Genomic DNA, 26,560 nt, shown 5'->3' on the forward strand with positions numbered 1-26,560 from the left:
AGTAGGACGTTGCCGGGCAAAGACAAGACCAAGACAATTTAGTCTTGGTCTTTTTGTTTTATTGAATGAATGCAATGGGTAAAATATGTTTAAAATATGTTGAGGATGGAAGAAGGGATTCTTGCATTTTTGCAGAAATCCGTATATATTAAAATTAAAGTCAAATATAGTCAAAGTCAACCGACAGAGGAGGGATTATGTGAGGAATATCTCTGATGACATTGAGCAATATTTAAAGCAAGTATTAAATATGAGCGGAAAAGATATCATTGAGATTAAACGAAGTGAAATTGCAGATAAATTTCAGTGTGTTCCTTCGCAAATTAACTATGTCATTAATACGCGTTTCACATTAGAGAGAGGATATATTGTTGAAAGCAAACGCGGTGGGGGCGGCTATATTCGTATTATGAAAGTGAAGACACAAAGTGCTTCTCAGCTTATTGATCATCTATTGTCACTCGTTCAAGACCGAATTAGCCAAACGAATGGAGAACATTTTATTCAACGATTGTTAGATGAAAAGGTAATCTCAGAACGAGAAGCGAATATGATGTTAAGCATTATTGATCGCTCAGTTTTGTCTATTGATCTTCCTCATCGTGACGAATTGCGTGCACGCATATTAAAAGCGATGCTGACATCGTTAAAGTATATGTAGAGAGGGTGAATACTTTGATATGTCAAGAGTGTAATCAACGACCAGCAACGCTTCATTTTACTAAAATTGTAAATGGAGAAAAAACAGAAATTCATCTCTGTGAGCATTGCGCACATGAAAAAGGGGAAATGTTTATGTTTCCACATCAAGGCGCTTTTTCCATTAACAATTTAATTGCAGGGCTGTTGAATATGGATGTGAAGGAACCAAAAGCGCCTTCCTTTCATAACGAACATATATTGCAATGCAAGCGTTGCAAAATGACATACGCTCAATTTGTTAAAGTTGGTCGTTTTGGATGTGCAAGTTGTTATGAAACGTTTCGTCATCATTTACCACCTATTTTTCGAAGACTGCATGGCGGGCATGTGGCACATGAAGGGAAAATTCCGAAGCGAGTTGGGGGCACGTTGTATATTCGCAAACAAATTGGGCAGCTAAAGCAAATGTTACAGGAGCTCATTGTTAAAGAACAATTCGAGAAAGCTGCTGAAGTGCGTGATCAAATTCGAGAACTTGAAACAAAATTAAATGCGGAAGGGGGCGCTTAATATATGAATCAGCATCTTTTTTTTCAACGCGCTCTCAGCCCATGGATGAATGAGGAAGGGCCCGATTCTGATATTGTGTTAAGCAGTCGAATTCGCCTAGCGAGAAATATGAAGCAATTTCCGTTTCCAACTGCATTTACGAATGAACAAGCCATACAAATTGTTCAACTATTTGAACGGTTGTTTTCACAAAAACGTTATGGTTACATCGGTCCTTTCTTCTTGTTAAAAATGAATGAACTACAGCCAATTGAAAAGCGTGTACTAGTCGAAAAACATTTAATTAGCCCTCACTTAGCGGAAGATTGTACGTTTGGTGCATGTTTATTATCGGAACAAGAAGAAGCAAGCATTATGATTAATGAAGAAGACCATATTCGCATTCAATGCCTATTTGCAGGTTTTCAATTAAAAGAGGCGTTGAAGATAGCTAACGACTTAGATGACTGGATTGAACAACACGTCGATTATGCATTTGATGAAAAGTATGGCTATTTAACAAGTTGTCCAACAAATGTCGGAACAGGATTGCGAGCATCTGTTATGATGCATTTGCCAGGACTTGTGTTAACACAACAAATGAATCAAGTGATTCCAGCGATTAATCAACTCGGCTTAGTTGTTCGTGGTACGTATGGAGAGGGCAGTGAAGCGTTAGGAAATATTTTTCAAATTTCAAATCAGATTACATTAGGAAAAAGTGAAGAAGATATTGTTGAGGATTTAACAGGAGTTGTCCGCCAATTAATTGAACAAGAGCGAATGGCGCGTGAGGCATTAGTCAAAACTTCTAACATACAATTAGAAGATAGGGTATATCGTTCTTACGGAGTTTTAACGAACAGCCGAATCATCGGTTCAAAAGAGGCGGCTCAATGTTTATCAGATGTACGACTAGGCATTGATTTAGGGTATATTACGAACGTGCCAAAAACGATTTTAACAGAACTGATGATTTTAACACAGCCAGGCTTTTTACAACAATACGCAGGTGGTGCTTTGCGTCCACAAGAGCGAGATATTCGCCGCGCATCGCTCATTCGTGAACGATTATACCAATGGAAGCAAATTTAAGGGAGGTTGATGAGAATGATGTTCGGACGTTTTACAGAGCGGGCACAAAAAGTGTTAGCATTAGCGCAAGAAGAAGCTGTTCGATTGGGGCATAACAATATTGGAACAGAGCACATTTTGCTTGGTCTTATTCGTGAAGGAGAAGGGATTGCTGCGAAAGCGCTTATGGCGCTCGGATTAGGGCCAGATAAAATTCAAAAAGAAGTAGAATCGCTTATTGGACGGGGAAATGAAGTTGGGCAAACGATCCACTATACGCCACGTGCCAAAAAAGTGATTGAGCTTTCAATGGATGAAGCTAGAAAGCTTGGACATTCTTATGTTGGTACAGAACATATTTTACTTGGCCTTATTCGTGAAGGAGAAGGTGTAGCGGCACGCGTTTTAAATAATTTAGGGGTAAGCTTAAATAAGGCTCGCCAGCAAGTGCTTCAATTATTAGGAAGCAGCGAATCTGCCTCAGGACATCACGGGGGAGCAACGCATGCGAATACGCCGACGTTAGATAGTTTAGCTCGTGATTTAACAGCGATCGCACGCGAAGGCGGTTTAGACCCTGTGATTGGAAGAAGTAAAGAAATTCAACGTGTGATCGAAGTATTGAGCCGCAGAACGAAAAATAACCCTGTTTTAATTGGGGAACCAGGGGTAGGAAAAACAGCTATTGCCGAAGGACTAGCTCAACAAATTGTCAATAACGAAGTGCCAGAAACGCTTCGTGATAAGCGTGTAATGACGCTCGACATGGGAACAGTCGTTGCAGGAACAAAGTATCGCGGTGAATTTGAAGATCGATTGAAAAAAGTGATGGATGAAATTCGACAAGCAGGCAACATCATTTTGTTTATTGACGAATTGCATACGTTAATCGGAGCAGGTGGTGCGGAAGGAGCAATTGATGCGTCGAATATTTTAAAACCATCTCTTGCTCGTGGTGAGCTACAATGTATTGGGGCAACGACGTTAGATGAATACCGAAAATATATCGAAAAAGATGCTGCGTTAGAAAGACGTTTCCAACCTATTCATGTTGGTGAGCCAACAGTTGAGGAATCCATTCAAATTTTAAAAGGACTACGCGATCGTTATGAAGCACACCATCGCGTCTCTATTTCAGATGAAGCGATTGAGCAAGCTGTCAAGCTTTCAGATCGTTACATTTCGGATCGATTTTTACCAGATAAAGCGATTGACTTGATTGATGAAGCGTGCTCGAAAGTGCGTTTACGTTCGTTTACGACACCGCCAAATTTGAAAGAGCTCGAACAAAAACTAGAGGAAATTCGCAAAGAAAAAGATGCTGCTGTGCAAAGCCAAGAGTTTGAAAAAGCAGCATCATTACGAGATGCAGAACAAAAATTGCGCGAACAGCTTGAAGAGACAAAACGAGCATGGAAAGAAAAACAAGGCCAAGAAAACTCAGAAGTGACAGTAGAAGATATTGCAGCTGTTGTATCAAGCTGGACAGGAATACCAGTCTCTAAATTAGCTCAAACTGAAACAGAACGATTGTTAAAGTTGGAGGAAATTTTACATTCCCGTGTCATCGGACAAGAAGAAGCGGTGAAGGCGGTCGCAAAAGCGGTTCGTCGTGCCCGTGCAGGATTAAAAGACCCGAAACGTCCAATCGGTTCGTTTATTTTCCTTGGACCGACGGGTGTAGGAAAGACAGAATTGGCACGAGCGCTTGCTGAAGCGATGTTTGGCGATGAAGATGCAATGATTCGAATCGATATGTCTGAATATATGGAGAAACATTCGACATCACGTCTTGTCGGCTCGCCTCCAGGATATGTTGGTTACGAAGAGGGTGGACAATTAACAGAAAAAGTGCGTCGCAAACCGTATTCCGTTATTTTATTAGATGAGATTGAAAAGGCGCATCCAGATGTATTCAACATTTTATTGCAAGTATTAGAAGATGGACGTTTAACGGATTCGAAAGGACGTACAGTGGATTTCCGAAATACGATCATTATTATGACATCGAACGTCGGAGCTGACGCTCTTAAGAGAAATAAATATGTTGGCTTTAATGTACAAGACGAGAGCCAACAGTACAAGGATATGAAAGGGAAAGTGATGGACGAGTTGAAAAAGGCGTTCCGTCCAGAATTTTTAAACCGAATTGATGAAATTATTGTCTTCCACTCACTTGAGAAGAAACATTTAAAAGAAATTGTGTCATTAATGATTGAGCAATTGAAAAAACGTCTACAAGAACAACAAATTGATTTAGAGTTAACGGATGCAGCGATTGAAAAATTAGCGGAAGAAGGTCACGACTTAGAATACGGAGCACGTCCATTGCGTCGAGCAATTCAAAAACATGTTGAAGATCGTTTGTCCGAAGAACTGTTAAAAGGAACGATTGGCAGCGGACAAAAAGTTGTTATGGACGTTAAAGACGGTCAGTTTGTTGTATTAACAAACGAACCAGTAAAATAACAAAAACAAGGTATGCTTACATGCATACCTTGTTTTTCATGATGAAAGGAATGGAGCAATGGTTAAACGGAAAACGAAATTCGTTTGTCAACATTGTGGGTATGAAACGGCCAAATGGATGGGAAAATGTCCAGGATGCCATTCGTGGAATGCAATGGTCGAAGAAACGGAAATTGTAAAACCACATAACCGAGCACTATTTGTGCATACAGAGGGGATAGTAGCTAAACCTGTATCGATTACGACAGTAGAAACGACGCAGGAACCGAGAATTGATACGAAGTTCACGGAGTTTAATCGCGTGTTAGGAGGCGGAATTGTTCGTGGTTCCCTCGTTTTGATCGGTGGGGATCCTGGCATCGGGAAATCAACTTTGTTGTTGCAAATTTGCGCCCAACTTGCAAACGACGCACATACTGTATTATATATTTCAGGAGAAGAATCAGTAAAACAAACGAAGTTGCGTGCTGAGCGGCTACATGTGACAGCTGAACATTTATATGTTTTATCTGAGACAAATTTAGAACATATTATCCAAACGATTGATGAGATGAAGCCTGCTTTTGTTGTCATTGACTCGATTCAGACGATATATCGCTCAGAGATTACATCAGCGCCAGGAAGCGTTTCACAAGTTCGTGAATGTACAGCAGAGCTGATGCGAATAGCTAAAACGAAAGGTATTGCGATTTTCATTGTCGGACATGTCACGAAAGAAGGAGCGCTTGCAGGTCCGCGTATTCTTGAACATATGGTAGATACCGTATTATATTTTGAGGGCGAACGCCATCATACGTACCGCATTTTACGAGCTGTGAAAAATCGATTTGGCTCCACAAATGAAATCGGCATTTTTGAAATGAAAGAAACAGGGCTTACTGAAGTCAAAAACCCGTCGGAAATTTTTTTAGAAGAGCGTTCTAAAGGTGCAGCGGGCTCAACGGTCGTTGCTTCCATGGAAGGAACAAGACCGGTATTAGTGGAAATTCAAGCATTAGTATCGCCGACAAGTTTTGGAACACCGCGTCGAATGGCAACAGGAATTGATCATAACCGTGTTTCGTTACTGATGGCGGTACTTGAAAAAAGAGTCGGTCTACTTCTTCAAAACCAAGATGCCTATTTAAAAGTGGCTGGTGGCATAAAGTTAGATGAACCTGCGATTGACTTAGCCATTGCCGTCAGCATCGCTTCGAGTTTTCGTGATCAACCAACAAACCATACGGATGTCGTTATTGGGGAAGTTGGATTAACAGGCGAAGTACGCCGTGTATCTCGGATTGAGCAACGCGTACAAGAAGCGGTGAAGCTCGGTTTTCAGCGCATTATTATTCCAAAAAGCAATATGGGTGGTTGGAATATTCCAAAAGATGTTGAAGTTATTGGAGTGGCTAATGTGGAAGAGGCGCTATATTACACATTAGGGGATGGGAAAAATCGCTCAATATTTTAACAAGACCATTAAAAAATGATTAAAAATGATGTTCAAATTGGTTTCAAACATTGGAAACTGTTTATAATGTAATAGAGGAGGTGAAAAACGTGTTAAAACGAATTGTGCAAGCATCTTTTTTAATTACTGGGGGAATGCTAGGAATTATTTTCTTTCCTACTTTACTAAAGCTATTGCATGTAAACGATCTCCCTTATGTCGATAGCCCATATGTAGCCGCCCCAGTCGGTGCGATGATCGTATTCCTTCTCACGTTTTGGTTAGTCGATCATGTGGTTGGACTTATTCATTGGATGGAAGAAACGTTAGTCAAAGCGCCTGTAACAGATTTGCTTTTTGGAAGTCTTGGTTTAATTTTTGGGCTCATTGTTGCCTTTTTAGTCGTCATTCCATTAAAGTCGATCCAATTCCCGTTTGTTAATACAATGTTTCCGATTTTTCTTACGCTATTGTTAGGGTATTTAGGGTTTCAAGTCGGATTTAAAAAGCGCGATGAGTTAATGAACTTATTTTCTTTGCCGAATCGAAGTGGAAAGAAAAAAGGTAGCGAGGAAGAAGAGAAAAAAGGAAGATCACTAAAAATTTTAGATACGAGTGTCATTATTGATGGACGTATTGCAGATATTTGTCAAACGGGCTTTTTGGAAGGGACGATTGTCATTCCGCGGTTTGTTCTCGAAGAATTGCAACATATCGCAGACTCCTCTGATGCTTTAAAGAGGAATCGTGGACGGAGAGGACTAGATATTTTAAACCGCATTCAAAAAGAGTTAGCGATTAACGTGGAAATATATGAGGGTGATTTTGAAGGAATCCAAGAGGTCGACAGCAAGCTTGTGAAATTGGCGCAACTGACATCAGGGGTTGTTGTTACAAACGATTTTAATTTAAATAAAGTATGTGAATTGCAAAATGTTCCGGTATTAAACATTAACGACTTAGCGAACGCAGTAAAACCGATCGTTCTTCCAGGAGAAGAATTAAACGTTCACGTCATTAAAGATGGGAAAGAACAAAATCAAGGTGTTGCTTATTTAGATGACGGAACGATGATCGTTGTGGAAGACGGAAAAGATTATATTGGAAAACGAGTCGATGTGCTTGTGACAAGCGTCTTACAAACTTCAGCTGGAAGAATGATTTTTGCAAAATTAAAGCTACTTGAAAAAGCATTATAAGCTGTTAGGAGATAAGGGGAAATGGATTATCATGTCGTTATACCGGCAGCTGGCCAAGGAAAACGAATGAACGCAGGAATGAACAAACAATTTATTGAGCTTGAAGGAATACCTGTTATTATTCATACGTTACGTGTATTTGAACGAGATGTTTTATGTCAAGGCATTGTGTTAGTCATTAACGATCAAGAACGCGAACAGTTTGTCCATATGCTTCATCGCTTTGAAATAAAAAAGGTAAATGTCCTCGTTTCAGGAGGAGAAGAGCGGCAACAAAGCGTCTACAACGGGTTGAAAGCTTTGAATGATGCTGACATCGTGCTTATTCACGATGGCGCTCGTCCATTTGTGACGGTAAAAAAAATTCATGAACTCGTTCAAGTAACAGTAGAAACGGGAGCAGCTGTGCTAGCTGTTCCTGTGAAAGATACGATGAAACAAGTGATCGATGGCCATATTCAAAAAACGGTCGATCGATCGAGCTTGTGGGCCGTACAAACGCCACAAGCTTTTTCCATGTCATTAATTCGTGATGCTCATGAACGAGCGAGAAAAGAGAAGTTTATCGGAACAGACGATGCGAGTCTTGTTGAGCGGATAGGCCATCGTGTCGTCATTGTTGAAGGGGAATATACGAATATTAAACTGACAACACCAGAAGATTTATTATTTGCGGAAGCGATTTTACGTGCGAGAGGGGATCAATGATGTATCGAATTGGACAAGGATTTGATGTCCATCAGTTTGCTGAAGGGCGTCCACTCATTATTGGCGGTGTAACGATTCCATATGAAAAAGGATTGCTCGGGCATTCCGATGCCGACGTGTTATTGCATGCGATCGCTGATGCCTGTTTAGGAGCTATCGGTCAAGGGGATATTGGAAAACACTTTCCTGATATAGATGAGACGTACAAAGATGCAGATTCTGCGCTTCTTTTGCAGCGCGTATGGAACCTTGTGCGTCAACACGGGTATATGCTTGTTAATGTTGATTGTACAATTATTGCACAGAAACCAAAAATGGCCCCATATATCCCAAACATGCAAAAACGAATTGCTGAATTATTAGAAGGGGACGTTTCACAAGTCAACGTAAAGGCGACGACGACAGAAAAGCTCGGCTTTACAGGAAGAGAAGAAGGAATTGCCGCACAAGCCGTCGTTTTGTTACAAAAAAATAATGAATGATGGATTTTGTATGTCGTTTACGGTACAATGAGGTACAGAAATTAGGTAGATGGAGGTCATGACATGTCACAGGAAGTAAGGGTGCGTTACGCACCGAGTCCGACGGGTCATTTACATATTGGCGGTGCGCGCACAGCGTTATTTAACTATTTGTTTGCTCGTCATCATCATGGAAAATTTATCGTTCGTATTGAAGATACAGATATTGAGCGCAATGTAGAAGGTGGCGAACAGTCACAACTTGAAAATTTAAAATGGCTCGGTATTGAATACGATGAATCTGTCGATAAAGATGGGGGATACGGCCCTTATCGTCAAACAGAGCGTTTACACATATATCGTCAATATACAAACGAATTGTTAGAAAAAGGATATGCTTATAAATGTTTTTGTACACCTGAGGAACTAGAACAAGAGCGTGAGGTGCAAAAAGCGGCAGGTATTGCGGCGCCACAATACAGCGGAAAATGCCGTCATTTAACGCCAGAGCAAGTTCAACAGCTAGAAGCAGAAGGCAAGCCTTACACGATTCGTTTAAAAGTGCCAGAAGGAAAAGTGTATGAATTTGAAGATATGGTGCGCGGCCATGTATCGTTTGAGTCGAAAGATATTGGTGATTGGGTTATCGTAAAAGCGAACGGCATCCCAACGTATAATTTTGCTGTCGTGATTGATGATCATTTAATGAAAATTACGCACGTGTTCCGCGGTGAAGAGCATTTATCAAACACGCCGAAGCAGTTAATGGTGTATGAATATTTTGGTTGGGAGCCACCAAAATACGCACATTTAACGCTGATTGTGAATGAAAATCGCAAAAAATTATCAAAACGTGATGAATCGATTATTCAATTCGTTTCTCAGTATAAAGAGCTTGGATATTTACCAGAAGCGATGTTTAACTTTTTTGCGCTATTAGGTTGGTCTCCAGAAGGGGAAGAAGAGATTTTTACAAAAGAAGAACTTATTCGCATGTTTGATGTTTCTCGTTTATCAAAATCTCCGTCCATGTTCGATAAACAAAAGTTAACATGGATGAACAACCAGTATATTAAAAAACTTGATTTAGATCATCTAGTAGAACTATCGCTTCCACATTTAGTTCGAGCTGGTCGCTTGCCAGAACAAATGACAGATGAACAAAAACAATGGGCTCGCGATTTAATTGCGCTATACCAAGAGCAAATGAGCTACGGTGCTGAAATTGTTGAGCTGTCAGAGCTGTTCTTTAAACAAGAAATCGAGTATGATGAAGAAGCAAAAGCGGTTTTAGCGGGCGAACAAGTGCCGCATGTATTAAAAGCATTTTATGAGCAAATTGAACAGCTTGCAACGTTTGATAGCGATCACATTAAAGCTGCGATTAAAGCCGTACAAAAAGAAACAGGACAAAAAGGGAAAAACTTATTCATGCCGATTCGTGTGGCGGTAACAGGGCAAACGCATGGACCAGAACTTCCAGAAGCCATTCGTTTGCTTGGAAAAGAAACGGTTATGTCCCGCTTAGAAAAATTCATCCGTTAACATTTTGTTGCTTATGTAATAAAATAAATACAACCCATATAAGTCAAAGCGTTGATGAGGAGAAGTAAAAAGAATCAGCATGCCAGAGAGAACCACCTTGGCTGGAAGTGGTTTATGCACGATTCTTTTGAAATGCACCTCGGAGCCTCCTTTCGAACCAGAGACGTTCTGCAGTAGAATGGAGCGGATCCCCTTCCGTTATAAGGGCAAGAGTGAGCCTTAAGGCTAAACAGAGTGGAACCGCGCAACGAAGCGTCTCTGTGTCATTGTACACAGAGACGTTTTTTATTTGAAAGATAACAAAGGGGGGAATGATAATGTTTAAAACATTAAAAGAAGATATTGAAGTTATCTTTGAACAAGATCCGGCAGCAAGAAGTTATTTAGAAGTCATTTTAACGTATTCAGGGTTACACGCCATTTGGGCACATCGCATTGCACATGCGCTTTACAAGCGGAAATTTTATTTTTTAGCTCGTCTCATTTCACAAATTAGCCGCTTTTTTACCGGTATTGAAATTCATCCAGGAGCAAAAATTGGTCGCCGCTTTTTCATCGATCATGGCATGGGGGTTGTGATTGGAGAGACGTGCGAGATCGGTGATAATGTGACGGTGTATCAAGGTGTCACACTCGGTGGAACGGGAAAAGAGAAAGGAAAACGCCATCCGACAATTAAGGATAATTGTTTGATTGCTACGGGCGCAAAAGTGCTTGGTTCCATTACTATTGGAGAAAACAGTAAAATTGGAGCCGGATCGGTCGTGTTGAAAGATGTGCCACCAAACTCAACGGTCGTTGGAATCCCAGGGCGTGTCGTTGTCCAAAATGGTGTGCGTATCAATAAAGATTTAAATCATTGTGATTTACCGGATCCGATTGCAGATCGTTTTAAAGAGTTGGAATCAGAAATCGAACAATTAAAAGCACAATTAGAAGAACTAAAGAAAGGAACGGTGAACCATGAGCATTCAAGTGTATAATACGTTAACGCGAAAAAAGGAGTCATTTATCCCGTTAGAACCAAATAAAGTGAAAATGTATGTATGTGGTCCGACAGTATACAACTATATTCATATTGGCAACGCTCGTCCAGCGATTGTGTTTGATACGATTCGTCGCTACTTACAATTTCGGGGGTATGAAGTACAATATGTTTCCAACTTCACAGATGTAGATGATAAACTTATTCGAGCAGCAAGGGAATTAGGAGAAGATGTGCCGACGATTGCGGAGCGGTTTATTGAAGCGTATTTTGAAGATATTACAGCGCTTGGTTGCAAAAAGGCAGACGTTCATCCACGGGTAACAGAAAACATTGATACAATCATTCAATTTATTGAACAGCTTATTGAAAAAGGATATGCGTATGAAGTTGATGGTGATGTATATTACCGAACGCGCCGTTTCTCTGATTATGGGAAGCTATCGCATCAATCGATTGATGAATTAAAATCAGGTGCTCGTATTGAAGTCGGAGAGAAAAAAGAAGATCCGCTTGATTTTGCGCTATGGAAAGCGGCAAAAGAAGGAGAGATTTATTGGGATAGCCCATGGGGAAAAGGGCGTCCAGGGTGGCATATTGAATGCTCGGCGATGGCACGCAAATATTTAGGTGATACGATTGACATTCATGCTGGGGGACAGGATTTAACGTTCCCACACCACGAAAATGAAATTGCTCAATCTGAAGCGCTAACAGGGAAGCCTTTCGCAAAATATTGGTTGCATAACGGTTACATTAATATAGATAATGAAAAAATGTCAAAGTCGCTTGGGAACTTCATTTTAGTGCATGACATTATTAAGCAAGTTGACCCGCAGGTGTTGCGTTTCTTTATGCTTTCTGTTCATTATCGTCATCCGATCAACTATAGCCAACCGTTGCTTGAAAGTGCGAAAAGCGGGCTCGATCGTTTAAAAACAGCGTATACGAATTTAAAACATCGTCTAGAAAGCAGCACGAATTTAACGACAAACGATGAACAATGGCTTGCGAAAATTGAGGAATTAAAAAATGAGTTTATTCGCGAAATGGATGATGATTTTAATACAGCGAACGGGATCGCTGTGCTGTTTGAACTAGCAAAACAAGCGAATGTATATTTGATGGAGAAGCATACGTCGCAAGCGGTTATTCAGAAGTTTTTACGACAATTCGAACAGCTTTTTGATGTGCTTGGCCTTTCACTGCAACAAGATGAGTTGCTTGATGAAGAAATTGAGGCACTTATCCAACAGCGAATTGAAGCGCGAAAAAATCGCGACTTCGCTTTAGCTGACCGCATTCGCGATGAATTAAAAGCGAAAAACATCATTTTAGAAGATACACCGCAAGGAACGAGATGGAGAAGAGGATAAAACGATGTGGCATTTGTTTAACAAAATTAAAGATTTTCAACAGTTAAATGGTCTAACATTAGCCTACATTGGTGATGCCGTATACGAACTATTCGTGCGGCATCATCTCCTTTCCTTAGGGAAAGTAAAACCGAACGACTTACACAATTTAGCCAAAACATACGTTTGTGCTAAAGCGCAAGCGAAAGTGTTGCAATGGTTACTCAATCATAATCAACTTTCCGAACATGAACTTGCTATTGTTCGACGTGGGCGCAATGCGAAATCTGGAAGCGCCCCGAAAAATACAGATGTACAAACGTATCGCCAAAGTACAGGATTTGAAGCATTAATTGGCTACCATTTTTTAAGTGGAAATGAAGAGCGGCTCTATCAATTAATGCAGTGGGCATTGGATGTACATCGCAATGATGAAGAGAGGAGGATGGAATGATGGATCTCATTATCGGTAAAAATCCCGTGCTAGAAGCATTAAAATCCGGTCGGGAAATGAATAAAATATGGATTGCTGAAGGTTCGCAACGTGGCCAAATGCAACCGATCATTCAGCTTGCAAAAGAGATGGGAATTACGGTGCAATACGTTCCTAAAAAAAAGATGGATCAATTGAGCGAAGGAAATCATCAAGGAGTGATTGCGCAAGTTGCCGCATATCGATACTATGATATAGATGATTTATTTAAAAAGGCAGAAGAAAGAGAAGAAGCACCGTTTTTTATTATTTTGGATGAGCTTGAAGACCCACACAATTTGGGATCGATTATGCGAACAGCTGATGCGGTAGGTGCCCATGGTATTATTATTCCGAAGCGGCGTTCGGTCGGTTTAACCGCAACGGTAGCGAAAGCGTCAACCGGTGCGATTGAATATGTGCCTGTCGCGCGTGTAACGAACTTAGCGCGGACGGTTGATGAATTGAAAGAGCGGGGAGTTTGGATCTTCGGAACGGATGCAAAAGGAAATCAAGATTACCGTCAACTAGATGGTGTTATTCCGTTAGCGTTAGTTATCGGTAGCGAAGGAAAAGGGATCAGCCGTTTATTAAGAGATAAATGCGATGTGCTCATTCGCTTGCCGATGATTGGAAATGTCACATCGTTAAATGCTTCTGTTGCGGCTAGCTTGTTAATGTATGAGGTGTACCGAAAGCGTCATCCATTAGGTGAGTAAGATGGACATTTTAATCGTTGATGGCTACAACATCATCGGTGCTTGGCCGGAACTGCGAGAACTACGTGATGCGGATTTAGCTTTAGCGCGCGATCGACTTGTTGAGAGAATGGCAGAGTATCAAGCATTTACCGGCTGTAAAGTGATTATTGTTTTTGACGCACACCTCGTACAAGGAACAACAAAAAAATATGTCGATCATCAAGTAGAGGTCATTTTCACAAAAGAAAACGAAACGGCAGATGAATATATCGAGAAATTGGCGAAATCGCTCCAGAAAGTTCGGACAAAAGTATATGTTGCGACATCAGATTATACAGAACAATGGGCGATTTTCGGTCAAGGGGCGTTGCGTAAATCAGCACGGGAGCTACTCATTGAAGTAGATGCGGTGCAGCGAAACATTTCAAGCAACGTCAAACATATTCAACAAAAGAAGCCGATATCAAAAATTCCCCTGACAGATGAAGTCGCAAAAATTTTCGAAAAATGGCGAAGAGGGGAAAAATGAACGATTGACCCTGTAAAAAAATGTACTGTATAATACTTTTATCCATGTGCAGGGCGGGGGGGATCGGCGTGAGCGCAAATGCAAATGAAAAACAACAAAGCCGTTATGAGCAACTAGAAGACGAGATAATTGTAGAACTTGTGCATCAAGGGGATAGTGAGGCGCTTGATTATTTAATTCATAAGTATAAAAATTTTGTCCGAGCGAAGGCGCGTTCATATTTTTTAGTCGGTGCAGATCGTGAAGATATTGTACAAGAAGGAATGATTGGGCTGTATAAAGCGATTCGAGATTTTAAAGAAGATAAGCAGTCATCGTTTAAAGCGTTTGCGGAGCTATGCATCACTCGGCAAATGATTACAGCGATTAAAATGGCTACGCGCCAAAAACATATTCCATTGAACTGTTATGTTTCGTTGGACAAGCCGATTTATGAAGATGATTCTGCCCGTACACTAATGGACGTTCTTTCAGGAGCGAAAATGACCAATCCGGAGGAGTTAATTATCAACCGTGAAGAGTTCGATCATATGGAAGAGAAAATGACTGAACTGCTTAGCGATTTAGAACGAAAAGTGCTCCTTCTTTATTTAGAAGGTCGATCATATCAAGAAATTTCTGAAGAGCTCAATCGTCATGTCAAATCGATTGACAACGCCTTGCAACGCGTAAAGCGCAAGTTAGAAAAGTATGTAGAAATTCAAGGAATTAACTTATAATATTGACATAAAAAAATATTGTGTGATACAGTTTTTAAGACGTAGTATGTCGGAGGAAAATGTATGCGTAAAAAAGTTATTTTAGCATGCAGCCAATGTTTAAGCAGAAATTATTCAACAATGAAAAACGTTGCTCAACATCATGAGCGACTTGAGATGAAAAAGTTTTGTAAAACGTGCAATACGCATACGCTTCACCGTGAAACGAAGTAGTTGACGATCCCGAGATGTTGGAGGGTTTTATATGCAGCGATTGACGAAATTTTTCCGCGAAGTTGTTCGCGAAATGAAAAAAGTCAGCTGGCCGAAACGAAAAGAACTAGTGAACTATACGATTACTGTTTTGGCGACAGTTGCGTTTTTTACTGTATTTTTTGCTGTTGTTGATTTAGGAATTTCAGAGTTAATTCGTTTTATACTTGAATAGCACTAGTATATCCATGGTATAATGAAGGATAACAAACAGAAATAAAGCCCGGTAACGGGTTTTTATTTTGCCTAAAAAGATTTGTTTAGGGAGGGAAGGACGATATCGTCCCAGTGAATGGAAAAGAATTGGTATGTTATTCATACGTATTCGGGTTATGAAAATAAAGTAAAAACGAACTTAGAAAAACGCGTTGAGTCGATGGGTATGCAAGATAAAATTTTTCGTGTTGTTGTGCCTGAGGAGGAAGAAACAGATACAAAAGGCGGCAAAAAGAAAGTAGTGAAAAAGAAAGTATTCCCAGGCTACGTGCTTGTAGAGATGATCATGACAGATGACTCTTGGTATGTTGTTCGCAACACACCAGGAGTAACAGGGTTTGTCGGTTCGGCTGGGGCTGGATCAAAACCAACCCCGCTTTTGGAAGAAGAAGTTTCGGCCATTTTAAAACGAATGGGAGTCGACTTTATCGAGCTAGAATTTGATTTTGAATTGAACGAAACAGTTCGTATTAAAGAAGGTCCATTTGCGAATTTCGTTGGAACAATTCAAGAAATTGAGATGGATAAGCAAAAAGTAACGGTACTTGTGGACATGTTCGGGCGTGAAACACCGGTAGAACTTGACTTTTCTCAAATCGAAAAAATATAATAGTAAACAACTTGCAAATAGGCAAGAAAAGTGATAATATTTTAAGGTCAGTATGTCTCAATCATTGAGACGAATGCGATGATTGTTTTCATATATGAGTGGGAGGGAACATCCCTAATACCACATCACGGACTTAAGGAGGTGTGTCTCGTGGCTAAAAAAGTAATTAAAGTTGTCAAATTGCAAATTCCTGCAGGGAAAGCGAATCCAGCACCACCAGTCGGTCCAGCATTAGGTCAAGCTGGTGTTAACATCATGGGATTCTGTAAAGAATTCAACGCTCGTACAGCTGATCAAGCAGGTTTAATTATTCCTGTTGAAATTACGGTATATGAAGACCGTTCATTTACATTTATTACGAAAACTCCACCTGCTGCTGTATTACTTAAGAAAGCGGCTGGTATCGAGTCTGGTTCTGGTGAGCCAAACCGTAATAAAGTGGCAACAGTAAAGCGCGACAAAGTGCGCGAGATTGCTGAAACAAAAATGCCAGACTTAAACGCGGCGAGCATTGAAGCAGCTATGCGCATGATCGAAGGAACAGCGCGCAGCATGGGTATCGTCATCGAAGACTAATGAAGATCTGGCTGGAAAAGGTTGCGGAAGCGAACTATATAGTTTTCGCAACCTTTATTCGTGGGAGGTCTTTCCGTTAAAACCACAAAAGGAGGAAATAAGGATGCCAAAAAGAGGAAAACGCTACTTAGAGGCAGCGAAGTTAATTGATCGCTCAAAAGCATACGATGTAAAAGAAGCGATCGAATTAGTGAAAAAGACAAACGTTGCAAAATTTGATGCAACAGTAGAAGTTGCTTTCCGTTTGGGAGTTGATCCGAAGAAAGCGGACCAACAAATTCGCGGTGCGGTTGTATTACCGCATGGAACAGGTAAAGTACGCCGCGTGTTAGTGCTTGCAAAAGGTGAAAAAGCGAAAGAAGCAGAAGCAGCAGGCGCAGATTACGTAGGTGATACAGATTACATCAACAAAATTCAGCAAGGTTGGTTTGAGTTTGATGTAATCGTTGCGACTCCTGATATGATGGGTGAAGTTGGTAAAATCGGTCGTATTTTAGGACCAAAAGGTTTAATGCCAAACCCTAAAACAGGAACAGTTACATTTGATGTGGCAAAAGCGGTTAATGAAATTAAAGCTGGTAAAGTAGAATACCGCGTTGATAAAGCAGGAAACATCCACGTGCCGATCGGTAAAGTATCGTTTGATACTGAAAAATTAGTAGAAAACTTCGCAACAATCTATGAGACAATCTTAAAAGTGAAGCCAGCAGCGGCGAAGGGCACATACGTGAAAAACGTAACAGTCGCTTCAACAATGGGACCTGGCGTAAAAGTAGATCCTTCTACAGTTGCTGTTGCGCGCTAATAATAGATATTGACTTTTTAGAAACGCTTTAGTATACTATTCATTGTTTGAAAAGCGAATATCATTTGTACCGTAGACAGTAGGTGCCTCATATAGGCTTAATTTCCTACCGAGGTGTTGAGACTCATAAATAAGTGCATCTTGCACTTTTCGGGGGCCTCCATGTCTGCGTTGACATGGAGGTTTTTTATTGGACGGTATAAGTGGTGTCGAAACTCAACTTCTACAGGAGGTGTTGACATGAGCAGCGTACTTGAACAAAAGCAGCAGCTAGTAGCGGAGATTGCTGAAAAGCTTCGCGCGAGCAAATCAACGATCATTGTTGATTATCGCGGCTTAAATGTCGCTCAAGTTACAGAACTTCGTAAGCAACTTCGCGAAGCGGGCATCGAGTTCAAAGTGTACAAAAACACATTAACTCGTCGTGCTGTTGCTGAGTTAGGCTTAGAAGGTTTAGATGAAACATTAACAGGTCCGAATGCGATCGCATTCAGCAATGATGATGTCGTTGCTCCTGCAAAAATTTTAAACGAATTCGCGAAGAAGAACGAAGCGTTAAAAATTAAAGCAGGTATCATCGAAGGTAACGTAGCAACATTTGAAGAAGTTAAGGCGCTTGCAGAGCTTCCATCTCGCGAAGGCTTGCTCTCTATGTTGCTTAGCGTTCTTCAAGCACCAATCCGCAACTTTGCGCTTGTTACAAAAGCAGTTGCTGAGAAAAAAGAAGAGCAAGGTGCTTAATTTACAAATCGCCTAAAATTAAAACATTAAGGAGGAAGATCGATCATGACTAAAGAACAAATCATTGAAGCGGTTAAAAATATGACTGTTTTAGAATTAAATGACTTAGTAAAAGCAATTGAAGAAGAGTTTGGTGTAACTGCTGCTGCTCCTGTAGTAGTTGCTGGCGGTGCTGCTGCTGGTGCTGCTGCTGAAGAAAAAACTGAGTTCGACGTTATCCTCGCAGATGGCGGAGCGCAAAAAATCAAAGTTATCAAAGTTGTGCGCGAACTTACTGGTCTTGGCTTAAAAGAAGCAAAAGACTTAGTAGACAACACTCCAAAGCCAGTTAAAGAAGGCGTTTCTAAAGAAGAAGCTGAAGAAATCAAAGCGAAACTTGAAGAAGCTGGCGCGAAAGTTGAAATTAAGTAATGATGTGAAGAAGCTCGCTCGTAGTAGCGAGCTTCTTTGTGTTTTTATGTGCGTTCGTTTACAATGAGGGAGAGAGGTGAATATAATGGGTGACCACTACTATACGGAACGGCCAACTGTAGAAAGTAAGCCGTTTCAATGGACGTATACGTTGCGAGGGCATCAGTTTTTGTTTACAGTCGATCAAGGTGTATTTTCGAAAAAAGAAGTGGATTTCGGTTCGCGGCTGTTAATTGAAACATTCGTCGAACCAAATGTGAGTGGAAACATTCTTGATGTCGGTTGTGGGTATGGGCCGATCGGTTTGGCGCTTGCTAAAGATTTTCCACATCGGACGGTGCATATGATCGATGTCAACGAACGGGCGATTGAATTAGCGAAAAAAAACAAGCAACAAAACGGTATTGAAAATGCAAGTATTTACATAAGTAATGTATTTGATCGAGTAGAAGGGACGTTTGCTGCGATTGTTACAAACCCACCGATTCGTGCAGGAAAGTCCGTTGTTCATGCGATTTTCGAGCAAAGTGTGAACTATCTTCTCCCGGGCGGAGAGTTATGGGTCGTCATTCAAAAAAAACAAGGTGCTCCATCTGCTTTAGAAAAGTTAAAAACGATTTTTGATCAAGTTGATGTCGTTGAAAAGAAAAAAGGTTATTTTATTATTCGGGCACAAAAAGCTTGACGCCTAATTTTGTGTATGATACCATTATAAAATGCTAAATGTGTATTTTTTTTAGTTTACGTATGCTGTGTATGTATGTATAATTTTAGTTTTAAAGGAAAAACTTATAAAATATATAATAGGTCAAACATGTGGTTTTCTTAATAAGAAACCATTTCTTTTTTGTCTGATGACAAGTTATTAATGTTTGATTTGAGGGGTGAATCAGTTGACAGGTCAACTAGTTCAATACGGACGACACCGCCAACGAAGAAGTTATGCGCGCATTAGTGAAGTGTTGGAACTACCAAATTTAATTGAAATTCAAACTTCTTCTTATCAGTGGTTTCTCGACGAAGGATTGCGTGAAATGTTCCAAGATATTTCACCGATCGAAGATTTTACAGGAAATTTGTCACTAGAATTTATTGATTACAGCTTAGGAGAACCGAAGTACTCTGTTGAAGAGTCAAAAGAACGCGATGTTACATACGCAGCGCCGCTTCGAGTTAAAGTACGCCTAATCAATAAAGAAACAGGTGAAGTCAAAGAACAAGATGTATTTATGGGAGACTTCCCATTAATGACAGAAACAGGCACGTTTATTATTAATGGTGCTGAACGTGTTATTGTTTCTCAGCTTGTTCGTTCACCGAGCGTATATTATAGCGGAAAAGTAGATAAAAATGGAAAACGTGGCTTTACAGCTACCGTTATTCCGAACCGTGGTGCATGGCTCGAATACGAAACAGACGCAAAAGATGTCGTTTACGTTCGCATTGATCGTACGCGTAAGTTGCCTGTGACCGTATTGTTGCGGGCGTTAGGTTTTGGCTCAGACCAAGAAATTATTGATTTGCTTGGTGATAATGAGTATATTCGTAACACATTAGAAAAAGACAATACAGAAAGCACAGAAAAAGCGTTGCTTGAAATTTATGAACGGTTACGTCCAGGGGAGCCGCCTACCGTTGAAAACGCAAAAAGCTTGTTGATCTCTCGTTTCTTTGATCCAAAACGATATGACTTAGCAAGTGTTGGGCGTTATAAAATCAACAAAAAACTCCATATTAAAAACCGTTTATTCGGTCAACGTTTAGCGGAAACGCTCGTTCATCCAGAAACAGGTGAAGTGATCGCGGAGAAAGGAACGGTTCTCGATCGGAGAACGCTTGACCGCATTTTGCCTGAGCTTGAAAAAGGAATTGGCATGCGTAAGTACCAGCCGCTTGGTGGCGTTGTTGAAGACGAGTTTGCTCTACAAGCGATCAAAATTTACGCTCCAAATGATCCGGATGGCGAAAAAGTCATCACGGTCATTAGCAACGGATATATTCCGGAAACAGTAAAGCATATTACACCTGCAGACATTATTGCATCTATTAGCTACTTCTTTAATTTATTGCATGGAGTCGGTGACACAGACGATATCGACCATTTAGGAAACCGTCGACTTCGTTCTGTTGGCGAGTTATTGCAAAATCAGTTCCGAATCGGTCTTTCGCGCATGGAGCGCGTCGTTCGTGAACGCATGTCCATTCAAGATACAAACACAATTACGCCACAGCAACTTATTAATATTCGCCCGGTCATTGCGGCCATTAAAGAGTTTTTCGGAAGCTCGCAATTATCGCAATTCATGGATCAAACAAACCCGCTTGCAGAATTGACACATAAGCGTCGTCTTTCTGCGCTTGGTCCAGGTGGTTTAACGCGTGAACGCGCTGGCTTTGAAGTGCGTGACGTTCACTACTCACACTATGGACGTATGTGTCCAATTGAAACGCCAGAAGGTCCGAACATCGGATTAATTAACTCGCTTTCCACATATGCGAAAGTGAATAAATTTGGTTTTATCGAAACACCTTACCGCCGTGTCGATCCTGAAACAGGAAAAGTAACGAATCAAATTGATTACTTGACGGCAGATGAGGAAGATAACTACGTTGTTGCCCAAGCGAACGTTCCTATCGCTGAAGACGGAACGTTTTTAGAGGAAAACGTCGTCGCTCGTTTCCGCGGTGAAAATATCGTCGTTAAACGCGATCGTGTCGACTATGTAGACGTTTCGCCAAAACAAGTTGTATCGGTTGCGACAGCGTGTATTCCTTTCTTAGAAAACGATGACTCGAACCGTGCGCTTATGGGTGCGAACATGCAACGCCAAGCGGTTCCGCTTATGCAACCTGAAGCGCCAATCGTCGGAACAGGAATGGAATATGTTGCGGCGAAAGATTCCGGTGCTGCAGTCATTTGTAAGCATCGCGGAATTGTTGAACGAGTTGAGGCAAAAGAAATTTGGGTGCGCCGTTTAATTGAAGTTGATGGAAAAGAAGTAAAAGGCGATTTAGATAAATATCGCTTATTAAAGTTTGTTCGTTCAAACCAAGGAACGTGCTACAATCAACGTCCAATTGTCAAAGCTGGCGACATCGTTGAAAAGGGCGAAATTTTAGCTGACGGTCCATCCATGGAGAAAGGTGAATTGGCGCTTGGTCGCAACGTGCTTGTTGCGTTTATGACATGGGATGGATACAACTACGAAGACGCGATTATTATGAGTGAGCGTCTTGTGAAAGACGACGTATATACGTCCATTCATATCGAGGAATACGAATCAGAAGCGCGCGATACGAAGCTTGGTCCAGAAGAAATTACACGCGATATTCCAAACGTCGGTGAGGATGCGCTTCGCAATTTAGATGAGCGCGGTATTGTACGTATCGGTGCAGAAGTAAAAGATGGTGATTTGCTCGTCGGAAAAGTAACGCCAAAAGGGGTTACAGAGCTAACAGCGGAGGAACGGTTACTTCATGCGATTTTCGGAGAAAAAGCACGCGAAGTTCGAGATACGTCTTTACGTGTACCGCACGGTGGAGGCGGAATTGTTCTCGATGTGAAAGTATTTACTCGCGAAGATGGCGATGAATTGCCACCGGGCGTAAACCAGCTTGTGCGTGTATACATTGTACAAAAACGAAAAATTTCCGAAGGGGATAAAATGGCAGGCCGCCACGGAAATAAAGGGGTTATTTCGCGTATTTTACCTGAAGAGGATATGCCGTTTTTACCAGATGGCACGCCAGTTGACATCATGTTAAACCCATTAGGCGTACCTTCGCGTATGAACATCGGGCAAGTGCTTGAGCTGCATCTTGGAATGGCGGCGAGAAAGCTAGGTCTTCATGTCGCTTCGCCTGTATTTGACGGTGCTCGTGAAGAGGATGTATGGGCAACGTTAGAAGAGGCGGGAATGGCACGAGATGCGAAAACTGTTCTATATGACGGACGTACAGGAGAGCCGTTTGATAACCGTGTTTCTGTCGGTATTATGTACATGATTAAGCTCGCACACATGGTTGATGATAAACTGCATGCTCGCTCGACGGGTCCGTATTCACTCGTTACGCAACAACCGCTTGGCGGAAAAGCGCAGTTTGGTGGTCAGCGTTTCGGTGAGATGGAAGTATGGGCGCTTGAAGCATACGGAGCGGCTTACACGCTGCAGGAAATTTTAACTGTCAAATCAGACGACGTTGTTGGTCGTGTCAAAACGTACGAAGCAATCGTGAAAGGTGAAAACGTTCCAGAACCAGGCGTTCCTGAATCGTTTAAAGTATTAATTAAAGAGTTGCAAAGCTTAGGTATGGACGTAACAGTGTTATCGAGCGATGAAAAAGAAATTAGCATGGAAAACTTCGGGGAAGATGATGACGTTCAGCCAGTTGACATCATCCCACCTACAGATGAGTCAGCCAAAGAAGATGAAGGCGTTGTTGTGAAAGAATAGCGTTTTGACATAAGGGTAAAACCTGGATATTAAAAGGGAGGTAGGCCCCTTGTTAGATGTAAATAAGTTTGAATATATGAAGATCGGACTCGCTTCACCCGAGAAAATTCGTTCTTGGTCGTATGGTGAAGTTAAAAAACCTGAAACGATTAACTATCGCACATTAAAACCAGAAAAAGATGGACTGTTTTGCGAGCGCATTTTCGGTCCGACGAAAGATTGGGAATGTCATTGCGGAAAGTATAAGCGCGTTCGTTATAAAGGTGTCGTTTGTGACCGATGCGGTGTGGAAGTTACACGCGCAAAAGTTCGCCGTGAGCGCATGGGTCATATTGAACTAGCAGCCCCTGTTTCACATATTTGGTACTTTAAAGGAATTCCTAGCCGCATGGGACTTGTCTTAGACATGTCCCCTCGCGCGCTAGAAGAAGTCATTTACTTTGCATCTTATGTCGTGACGGATCCAGGCGATACGCCATTAGAAAAGAAACAATTGCTTTCTGAAAAAGAATATCGCGCATATCGCGAGAAGTACGGAAATTCATTCCAAGCTTCGATGGGTGCGGAAGCGATCAAAAAGCTGTTGCAAGACATCGATCTAGAGAAAGAAGTAGAAACGTTAAAAGAAGAGCTTAAAACGGCACAAGGGCAACGTCGTGCTCGCACGATTAAGCGTCTTGAGGTGTTAGAAGCGTTTCGTAACTCTGGCAACGATCCAGCTTGGATGGTGTTAGATGTACTTCCGGTTATTCCGCCAGAGTTGCGCCCGATGGTTCAGCTAGACGGTGGTCGGTTTGCGACATCTGATTTAAACGATTTATATCGTCGTGTCATTAACCGAAACAACCGTTTAAAGCGTCTATTGGATCTTGGGGCACCAAACATTATTGTGCAAAACGAAAAGCGAATGCTTCAAGAAGCGGTGGACGCACTCATTGATAATGGCCGTCGTGGCCGTCCGGTCACAGGACCAGGCAACCGTCCGCTCAAATCGCTTTCCCATATGCTAAAAGGAAAGCAAGGTCGTTTCCGTCAAAACTTGCTCGGTAAACGCGTTGACTATTCTGGTCGTTCCGTTATCGTTGTTGGTCCGAACTTGAAAATGTATCAATGCGGTTTGCCGAAAGAAATGGCGCTTGAATTGTTTAAGCCGTTTGTGATGAAAGAGTTAGTAGAACGCGGCTTAGCACATAATATTAAAAGTGCAAAGCGAAAAATTGAACGCGTTCACCCAGAAGTTTGGGATGTGTTAGAGTCCGTCATTAAAGAACATCCGGTGCTATTAAACCGTGCACCAACGCTTCACCGTCTTGGTATTCAGGCATTTGAGCCGACGCTTGTAGAAGGTCGTGCGATTCGCTTGCATCCACTTGTATGTACGGCATACAACGCGGACTTCGACGGTGACCAAATGGCTGTGCACGTACCGCTTTCAGCAGAAGCACAAGCTGAAGCGCGTCTACTTATGCTTGCGGCGCAAAACATTTTGAACCCGAAAGACGGAAAACCGGTCGTTACTCCTTCACAAGACATGGTTTTAGGAAACTACTACTTAACGATGGAACGTGAAGGTGCAGTTGGTGAGGGGATGGTGTTTAAAGATACGGATGAAGCGTTGCTAGCTTATCATAACGGTTATGTTCATTTGCATACACGGATCGCTGTTCATGCAGGTTCGTTGAAAAATGAAACGTTTACAGAAGAGCAAAATAATAAGTTGCTTGTAACGACTGTCGGAAAGTTAATCTTCAATGAGATCTTGCCGAAGTCATTCCCGTATATTAATGAACCGACGCAAGAGAACATTGAAGAACGAACACCAGATAAATACTTCCTTGATAAAGGTGTGAACGTGAAAGAAGAAATTCGCAAACGCGAACTCGTTCCGCCGTTTAAGAAGAAAATTCTCGGCAACATCATTGCGGAAGTATTTAAACGTTTCAAAATTACAGAAACGTCTAAAATGCTTGACCGCATGAAAGATCTAGGCTTTAAGTATTCGACAAAAGCAGGTATTACAATCGGTGTAGCTGACATCGTCGTCTTGCCGGAAAAACAAGAAATTTTAGAAGAAGCGCAAGCGAAAGTTGATACAGTACTAAAACAATTTAGACGCGGTTTAATTACTGATGAAGAACGTTATGAGCGTGTCATTTCAATTTGGAGTGCAGCGAAGGATAAAATTCAAGGGCGTTTAATGGAGTCGCTTGATAAGCGAAATCCAATTTTCATGATGAGTGACTCTGGAGCCCGCGGTAACGCATCGAACTTTACGCAGCTTGCAGGTATGCGCGGATTAATGGCGAACCCAGCTGGACGTATTATCGAGCTTCCGATTAAATCTTCGTTCCGCGAAGGGTTAACGGTACTCGAGTACTTTATTTCAACGCACGGGGCGCGTAAAGGTCTCGCAGATACGGCATTAAAAACAGCGGACTCTGGTTATTTAACGCGCCGTCTTGTTGACGTTGCTCAAGACGTCATTATTCGCGAAGACGATTGCGGCACAGACCGTGGTACGTTAATTCGTGCGTTAAAAGATGGTACAGAAGTGATCGTCAAGCTTGAAGAGCGTCTCGTTGGACGTTATGCACGCAAAACGGTGAAACACCCGGAAACAGGCGAAGTGCTCGTTCGTGAAAACGAAATGATTACAGAAGATATCGCAAATGCCATTGTTAAAGCTGGAATTGAAGAAGTATGGATTCGTTCTGCATTTACATGTAACACACGGCATGGAGTATGTAAAAAATGTTATGGACGCAACTTGGCAACAGGTGCGGAAGTGGAAGTTGGTGAAGCGGTTGGTATTATCGCGGCCCAATCGATCGGTGAGCCAGGTACACAGCTTACAATGCGTACGTTCCACACAGGTGGGGTAGCAGGAGACGATATCACACAAGGTTTACCGCGCGTACAAGAGTTATTTGAAGCGCGTAATCCAAAAGGTCAGGCAGTCATTTCGGAAATTGATGGTGTTGTTGTAGCGATTAATGAAGCGCGTGACCGTCAACGTGAAATCGTCATTCAAGGTGAAGTTGAGACGCGTACGTACACAGCCCCTTACAGCGCACGTCTCAAAGTACAAGAAGGGCAGAAAGTTGAACGTGGTCAAGAATTAACAGAAGGTTCAATCGATCCGAAAGAACTATTAAGAGTCAAAGATATGAATGCTGTTCAAGAGTACTTGTTGCGTGAAGTACAAAAAGTATACCGCATGCAAGGGGTAGAAATTAGCGACAAACATATCGAAGTCATGGTTCGCCAAATGCTTCGTAAAGTTCGCGTCATCGATGTGGGCGACACAGACTTATTGCCTGGTACATTACTTGATATCCATCAATTTACGGATGCGAATGCGAAAGTGTTGATGGAAGGCAAACGACCAGCGACAGCTCGTCCGGTGCTGCTCGGAATTACGAAAGCATCGCTTGAAACAGACTCATTCTTGTCTGCGGCTTCGTTCCAAGAAACGACGCGTGTCTTAACGGATGCAGCGATCAAAGGAAAACGCGATGAATTACTTGGATTAAAAGAAAACGTCATTATCGGTAAACTTGTTCCAGCAGGAACAGGAATGGCGCGCTATCGCAAAGTAAAACCAGTAATTAAAACAACAAAAGACGAAGATGCAGTTACAACGAAATAACGATGC

25 protein-coding genes and 2 other annotated features are annotated in these 26,560 nt (G+C 41.6%); all 25 genes read left to right on the forward strand.

What is annotated here, in order from left to right; all coding sequences use genetic code 11:
• Nucleotides 1-250: 250 nt before the first annotated feature.
• Nucleotides 251-661 (forward strand): CtsR family transcriptional regulator, encoded by a 411-nt coding sequence (locus tag ABEV15_RS02555; protein ID WP_429630747.1) that lies wholly within the window; start codon nucleotides 251-253, stop codon nucleotides 659-661.
• Between the two features lie 14 nt (nucleotides 662-675).
• Entirely contained in the window at nucleotides 676-1,212 is a 537-nt protein-coding gene (gene mcsA / locus ABEV15_RS02560; RefSeq protein WP_498852307.1) for a protein-arginine kinase activator protein McsA, read from the forward strand.
• A gap of 3 nt (nucleotides 1,213-1,215) precedes the next feature.
• Complete coding sequence (gene mcsB / locus ABEV15_RS02565; RefSeq protein ID WP_498852308.1) at nucleotides 1,216-2,286, forward strand: protein-arginine kinase McsB; 1,071 nt, start codon at nucleotides 1,216-1,218, stop codon at nucleotides 2,284-2,286.
• A 15-nt stretch (nucleotides 2,287-2,301) separates the two neighbouring features.
• Entirely contained in the window at nucleotides 2,302-4,734 is a 2,433-nt protein-coding gene (gene clpC / locus ABEV15_RS02570; RefSeq protein WP_429630736.1) for an ATP-dependent protease ATP-binding subunit ClpC, read from the forward strand.
• Nucleotides 4,735-4,792: 58 nt separating this feature from the next.
• The gene (gene radA, locus ABEV15_RS02575; RefSeq protein WP_429630734.1) at nucleotides 4,793-6,187 is read left to right on the forward strand and encodes a DNA repair protein RadA; all 1,395 of its coding nucleotides are present in this window, start codon (nucleotides 4,793-4,795) and stop codon (nucleotides 6,185-6,187) included.
• An 89-nt stretch (nucleotides 6,188-6,276) separates the two neighbouring features.
• Nucleotides 6,277-7,365, forward strand: a complete 1,089-nt coding sequence (locus ABEV15_RS02580) for a PIN/TRAM domain-containing protein (protein WP_429630732.1) — start codon at nucleotides 6,277-6,279, stop codon at nucleotides 7,363-7,365.
• A gap of 21 nt (nucleotides 7,366-7,386) precedes the next feature.
• On the forward strand, nucleotides 7,387-8,073 hold the full coding sequence (gene ispD, locus ABEV15_RS02585; RefSeq protein ID WP_498852309.1) for a 2-C-methyl-D-erythritol 4-phosphate cytidylyltransferase: 687 nt from the start codon (nucleotides 7,387-7,389) through the stop codon (nucleotides 8,071-8,073).
• Entirely contained in the window at nucleotides 8,073-8,555 is a 483-nt protein-coding gene (ispF, locus tag ABEV15_RS02590; protein WP_429630743.1) for a 2-C-methyl-D-erythritol 2,4-cyclodiphosphate synthase, read from the forward strand. Before ispD ends, ispF begins: the two co-directional genes overlap by 1 nt.
• A 63-nt stretch (nucleotides 8,556-8,618) precedes the next feature.
• A complete protein-coding gene (gene gltX / locus ABEV15_RS02595) occupies nucleotides 8,619-10,079 on the forward strand; it encodes a glutamate--tRNA ligase (RefSeq protein WP_429635356.1) in 1,461 nt (486 codons plus the stop codon).
• 42 nt (nucleotides 10,080-10,121) lie between these two features.
• Nucleotides 10,122-10,342, forward strand: a binding site (T-box leader).
• A gap of 54 nt (nucleotides 10,343-10,396) precedes the next feature.
• Nucleotides 10,397-11,062 (forward strand): serine O-acetyltransferase, encoded by a 666-nt coding sequence (cysE, locus tag ABEV15_RS02600; protein WP_128999501.1) that lies wholly within the window; start codon nucleotides 10,397-10,399, stop codon nucleotides 11,060-11,062.
• Nucleotides 11,043-12,440 (forward strand): cysteine--tRNA ligase, encoded by a 1,398-nt coding sequence (cysS, locus tag ABEV15_RS02605; RefSeq protein ID WP_498852310.1) that lies wholly within the window; start codon nucleotides 11,043-11,045, stop codon nucleotides 12,438-12,440. The genes cysE and cysS overlap by 20 nt, the downstream gene beginning before the upstream one ends.
• 4 nt (nucleotides 12,441-12,444) lie before the next feature.
• On the forward strand, nucleotides 12,445-12,873 hold the full coding sequence (locus ABEV15_RS02610; RefSeq protein ID WP_429630724.1) for a Mini-ribonuclease 3: 429 nt from the start codon (nucleotides 12,445-12,447) through the stop codon (nucleotides 12,871-12,873).
• Entirely contained in the window at nucleotides 12,873-13,610 is a 738-nt protein-coding gene (rlmB, locus tag ABEV15_RS02615; protein ID WP_498852311.1) for a 23S rRNA (guanosine(2251)-2'-O)-methyltransferase RlmB, read from the forward strand. Before ABEV15_RS02610 ends, rlmB begins: the two co-directional genes overlap by 1 nt.
• A gap of 1 nt (nucleotide 13,611) precedes the next feature.
• On the forward strand, nucleotides 13,612-14,121 hold the full coding sequence (locus tag ABEV15_RS02620) for an NYN domain-containing protein (RefSeq protein ID WP_429630720.1): 510 nt from the start codon (nucleotides 13,612-13,614) through the stop codon (nucleotides 14,119-14,121).
• A gap of 44 nt (nucleotides 14,122-14,165) precedes the next feature.
• Complete coding sequence (gene sigH, locus ABEV15_RS02625; protein WP_498852312.1) at nucleotides 14,166-14,840, forward strand: RNA polymerase sporulation sigma factor SigH; 675 nt, start codon at nucleotides 14,166-14,168, stop codon at nucleotides 14,838-14,840.
• A gap of 63 nt (nucleotides 14,841-14,903) precedes the next feature.
• A complete protein-coding gene (gene rpmG, locus ABEV15_RS02630; protein ID WP_257637416.1) occupies nucleotides 14,904-15,053 on the forward strand; it encodes a 50S ribosomal protein L33 in 150 nt (49 codons plus the stop codon).
• Between the two features lie 31 nt (nucleotides 15,054-15,084).
• Complete coding sequence (secE, locus tag ABEV15_RS02635) at nucleotides 15,085-15,267, forward strand: preprotein translocase subunit SecE (protein WP_429630714.1); 183 nt, start codon at nucleotides 15,085-15,087, stop codon at nucleotides 15,265-15,267.
• Between the two features lie 117 nt (nucleotides 15,268-15,384).
• Nucleotides 15,385-15,918 carry a transcription termination/antitermination protein NusG gene (gene nusG, locus ABEV15_RS02640; protein WP_257637418.1) on the forward strand — a complete coding sequence of 178 codons (534 nt, stop codon included), beginning with the start codon at nucleotides 15,385-15,387 and terminating at the stop codon, nucleotides 15,916-15,918.
• Nucleotides 15,919-16,068: 150 nt separating this feature from the next.
• Nucleotides 16,069-16,494, forward strand: coding sequence for a 50S ribosomal protein L11 (gene rplK / locus ABEV15_RS02645; RefSeq protein WP_003397643.1), 426 nt, complete (start codon nucleotides 16,069-16,071; stop codon nucleotides 16,492-16,494).
• 103 nt (nucleotides 16,495-16,597) lie between these two features.
• Nucleotides 16,598-17,299, forward strand: coding sequence for a 50S ribosomal protein L1 (gene rplA / locus ABEV15_RS02650; protein ID WP_055441981.1), 702 nt, complete (start codon nucleotides 16,598-16,600; stop codon nucleotides 17,297-17,299).
• Nucleotides 17,300-17,351: 52 nt separating this feature from the next.
• Nucleotides 17,352-17,497: a sequence feature (ribosomal protein L10 leader region), on the forward strand.
• 42 nt (nucleotides 17,498-17,539) lie between these two features.
• Nucleotides 17,540-18,040, forward strand: a complete 501-nt coding sequence (rplJ, locus tag ABEV15_RS02655) for a 50S ribosomal protein L10 (protein WP_006322668.1) — start codon at nucleotides 17,540-17,542, stop codon at nucleotides 18,038-18,040.
• 45 nt (nucleotides 18,041-18,085) lie between these two features.
• Nucleotides 18,086-18,451, forward strand: a complete 366-nt coding sequence (gene rplL / locus ABEV15_RS02660; protein ID WP_003397647.1) for a 50S ribosomal protein L7/L12 — start codon at nucleotides 18,086-18,088, stop codon at nucleotides 18,449-18,451.
• 85 nt (nucleotides 18,452-18,536) lie between these two features.
• Nucleotides 18,537-19,136 carry a class I SAM-dependent methyltransferase gene (locus tag ABEV15_RS02665; protein ID WP_498852321.1) on the forward strand — a complete coding sequence of 200 codons (600 nt, stop codon included), beginning with the start codon at nucleotides 18,537-18,539 and terminating at the stop codon, nucleotides 19,134-19,136.
• Nucleotides 19,137-19,344: 208 nt separating this feature from the next.
• Nucleotides 19,345-22,905: a DNA-directed RNA polymerase subunit beta gene (rpoB, locus tag ABEV15_RS02670; RefSeq protein WP_498852313.1), complete on the forward strand. Its 3,561-nt coding sequence runs from the start codon at nucleotides 19,345-19,347 to the stop codon at nucleotides 22,903-22,905.
• A gap of 49 nt (nucleotides 22,906-22,954) precedes the next feature.
• Nucleotides 22,955-26,554, forward strand: a complete 3,600-nt coding sequence (gene rpoC / locus ABEV15_RS02675; RefSeq protein ID WP_498852314.1) for a DNA-directed RNA polymerase subunit beta' — start codon at nucleotides 22,955-22,957, stop codon at nucleotides 26,552-26,554.
• Nucleotides 26,555-26,560 lie beyond the last annotated feature (6 nt).

The organism is Bhargavaea massiliensis (assembly GCF_050480245.1).
Classification (GTDB): Bacteria; Bacillota; Bacilli; order Bacillales; family Anoxybacillaceae; genus Anoxybacillus.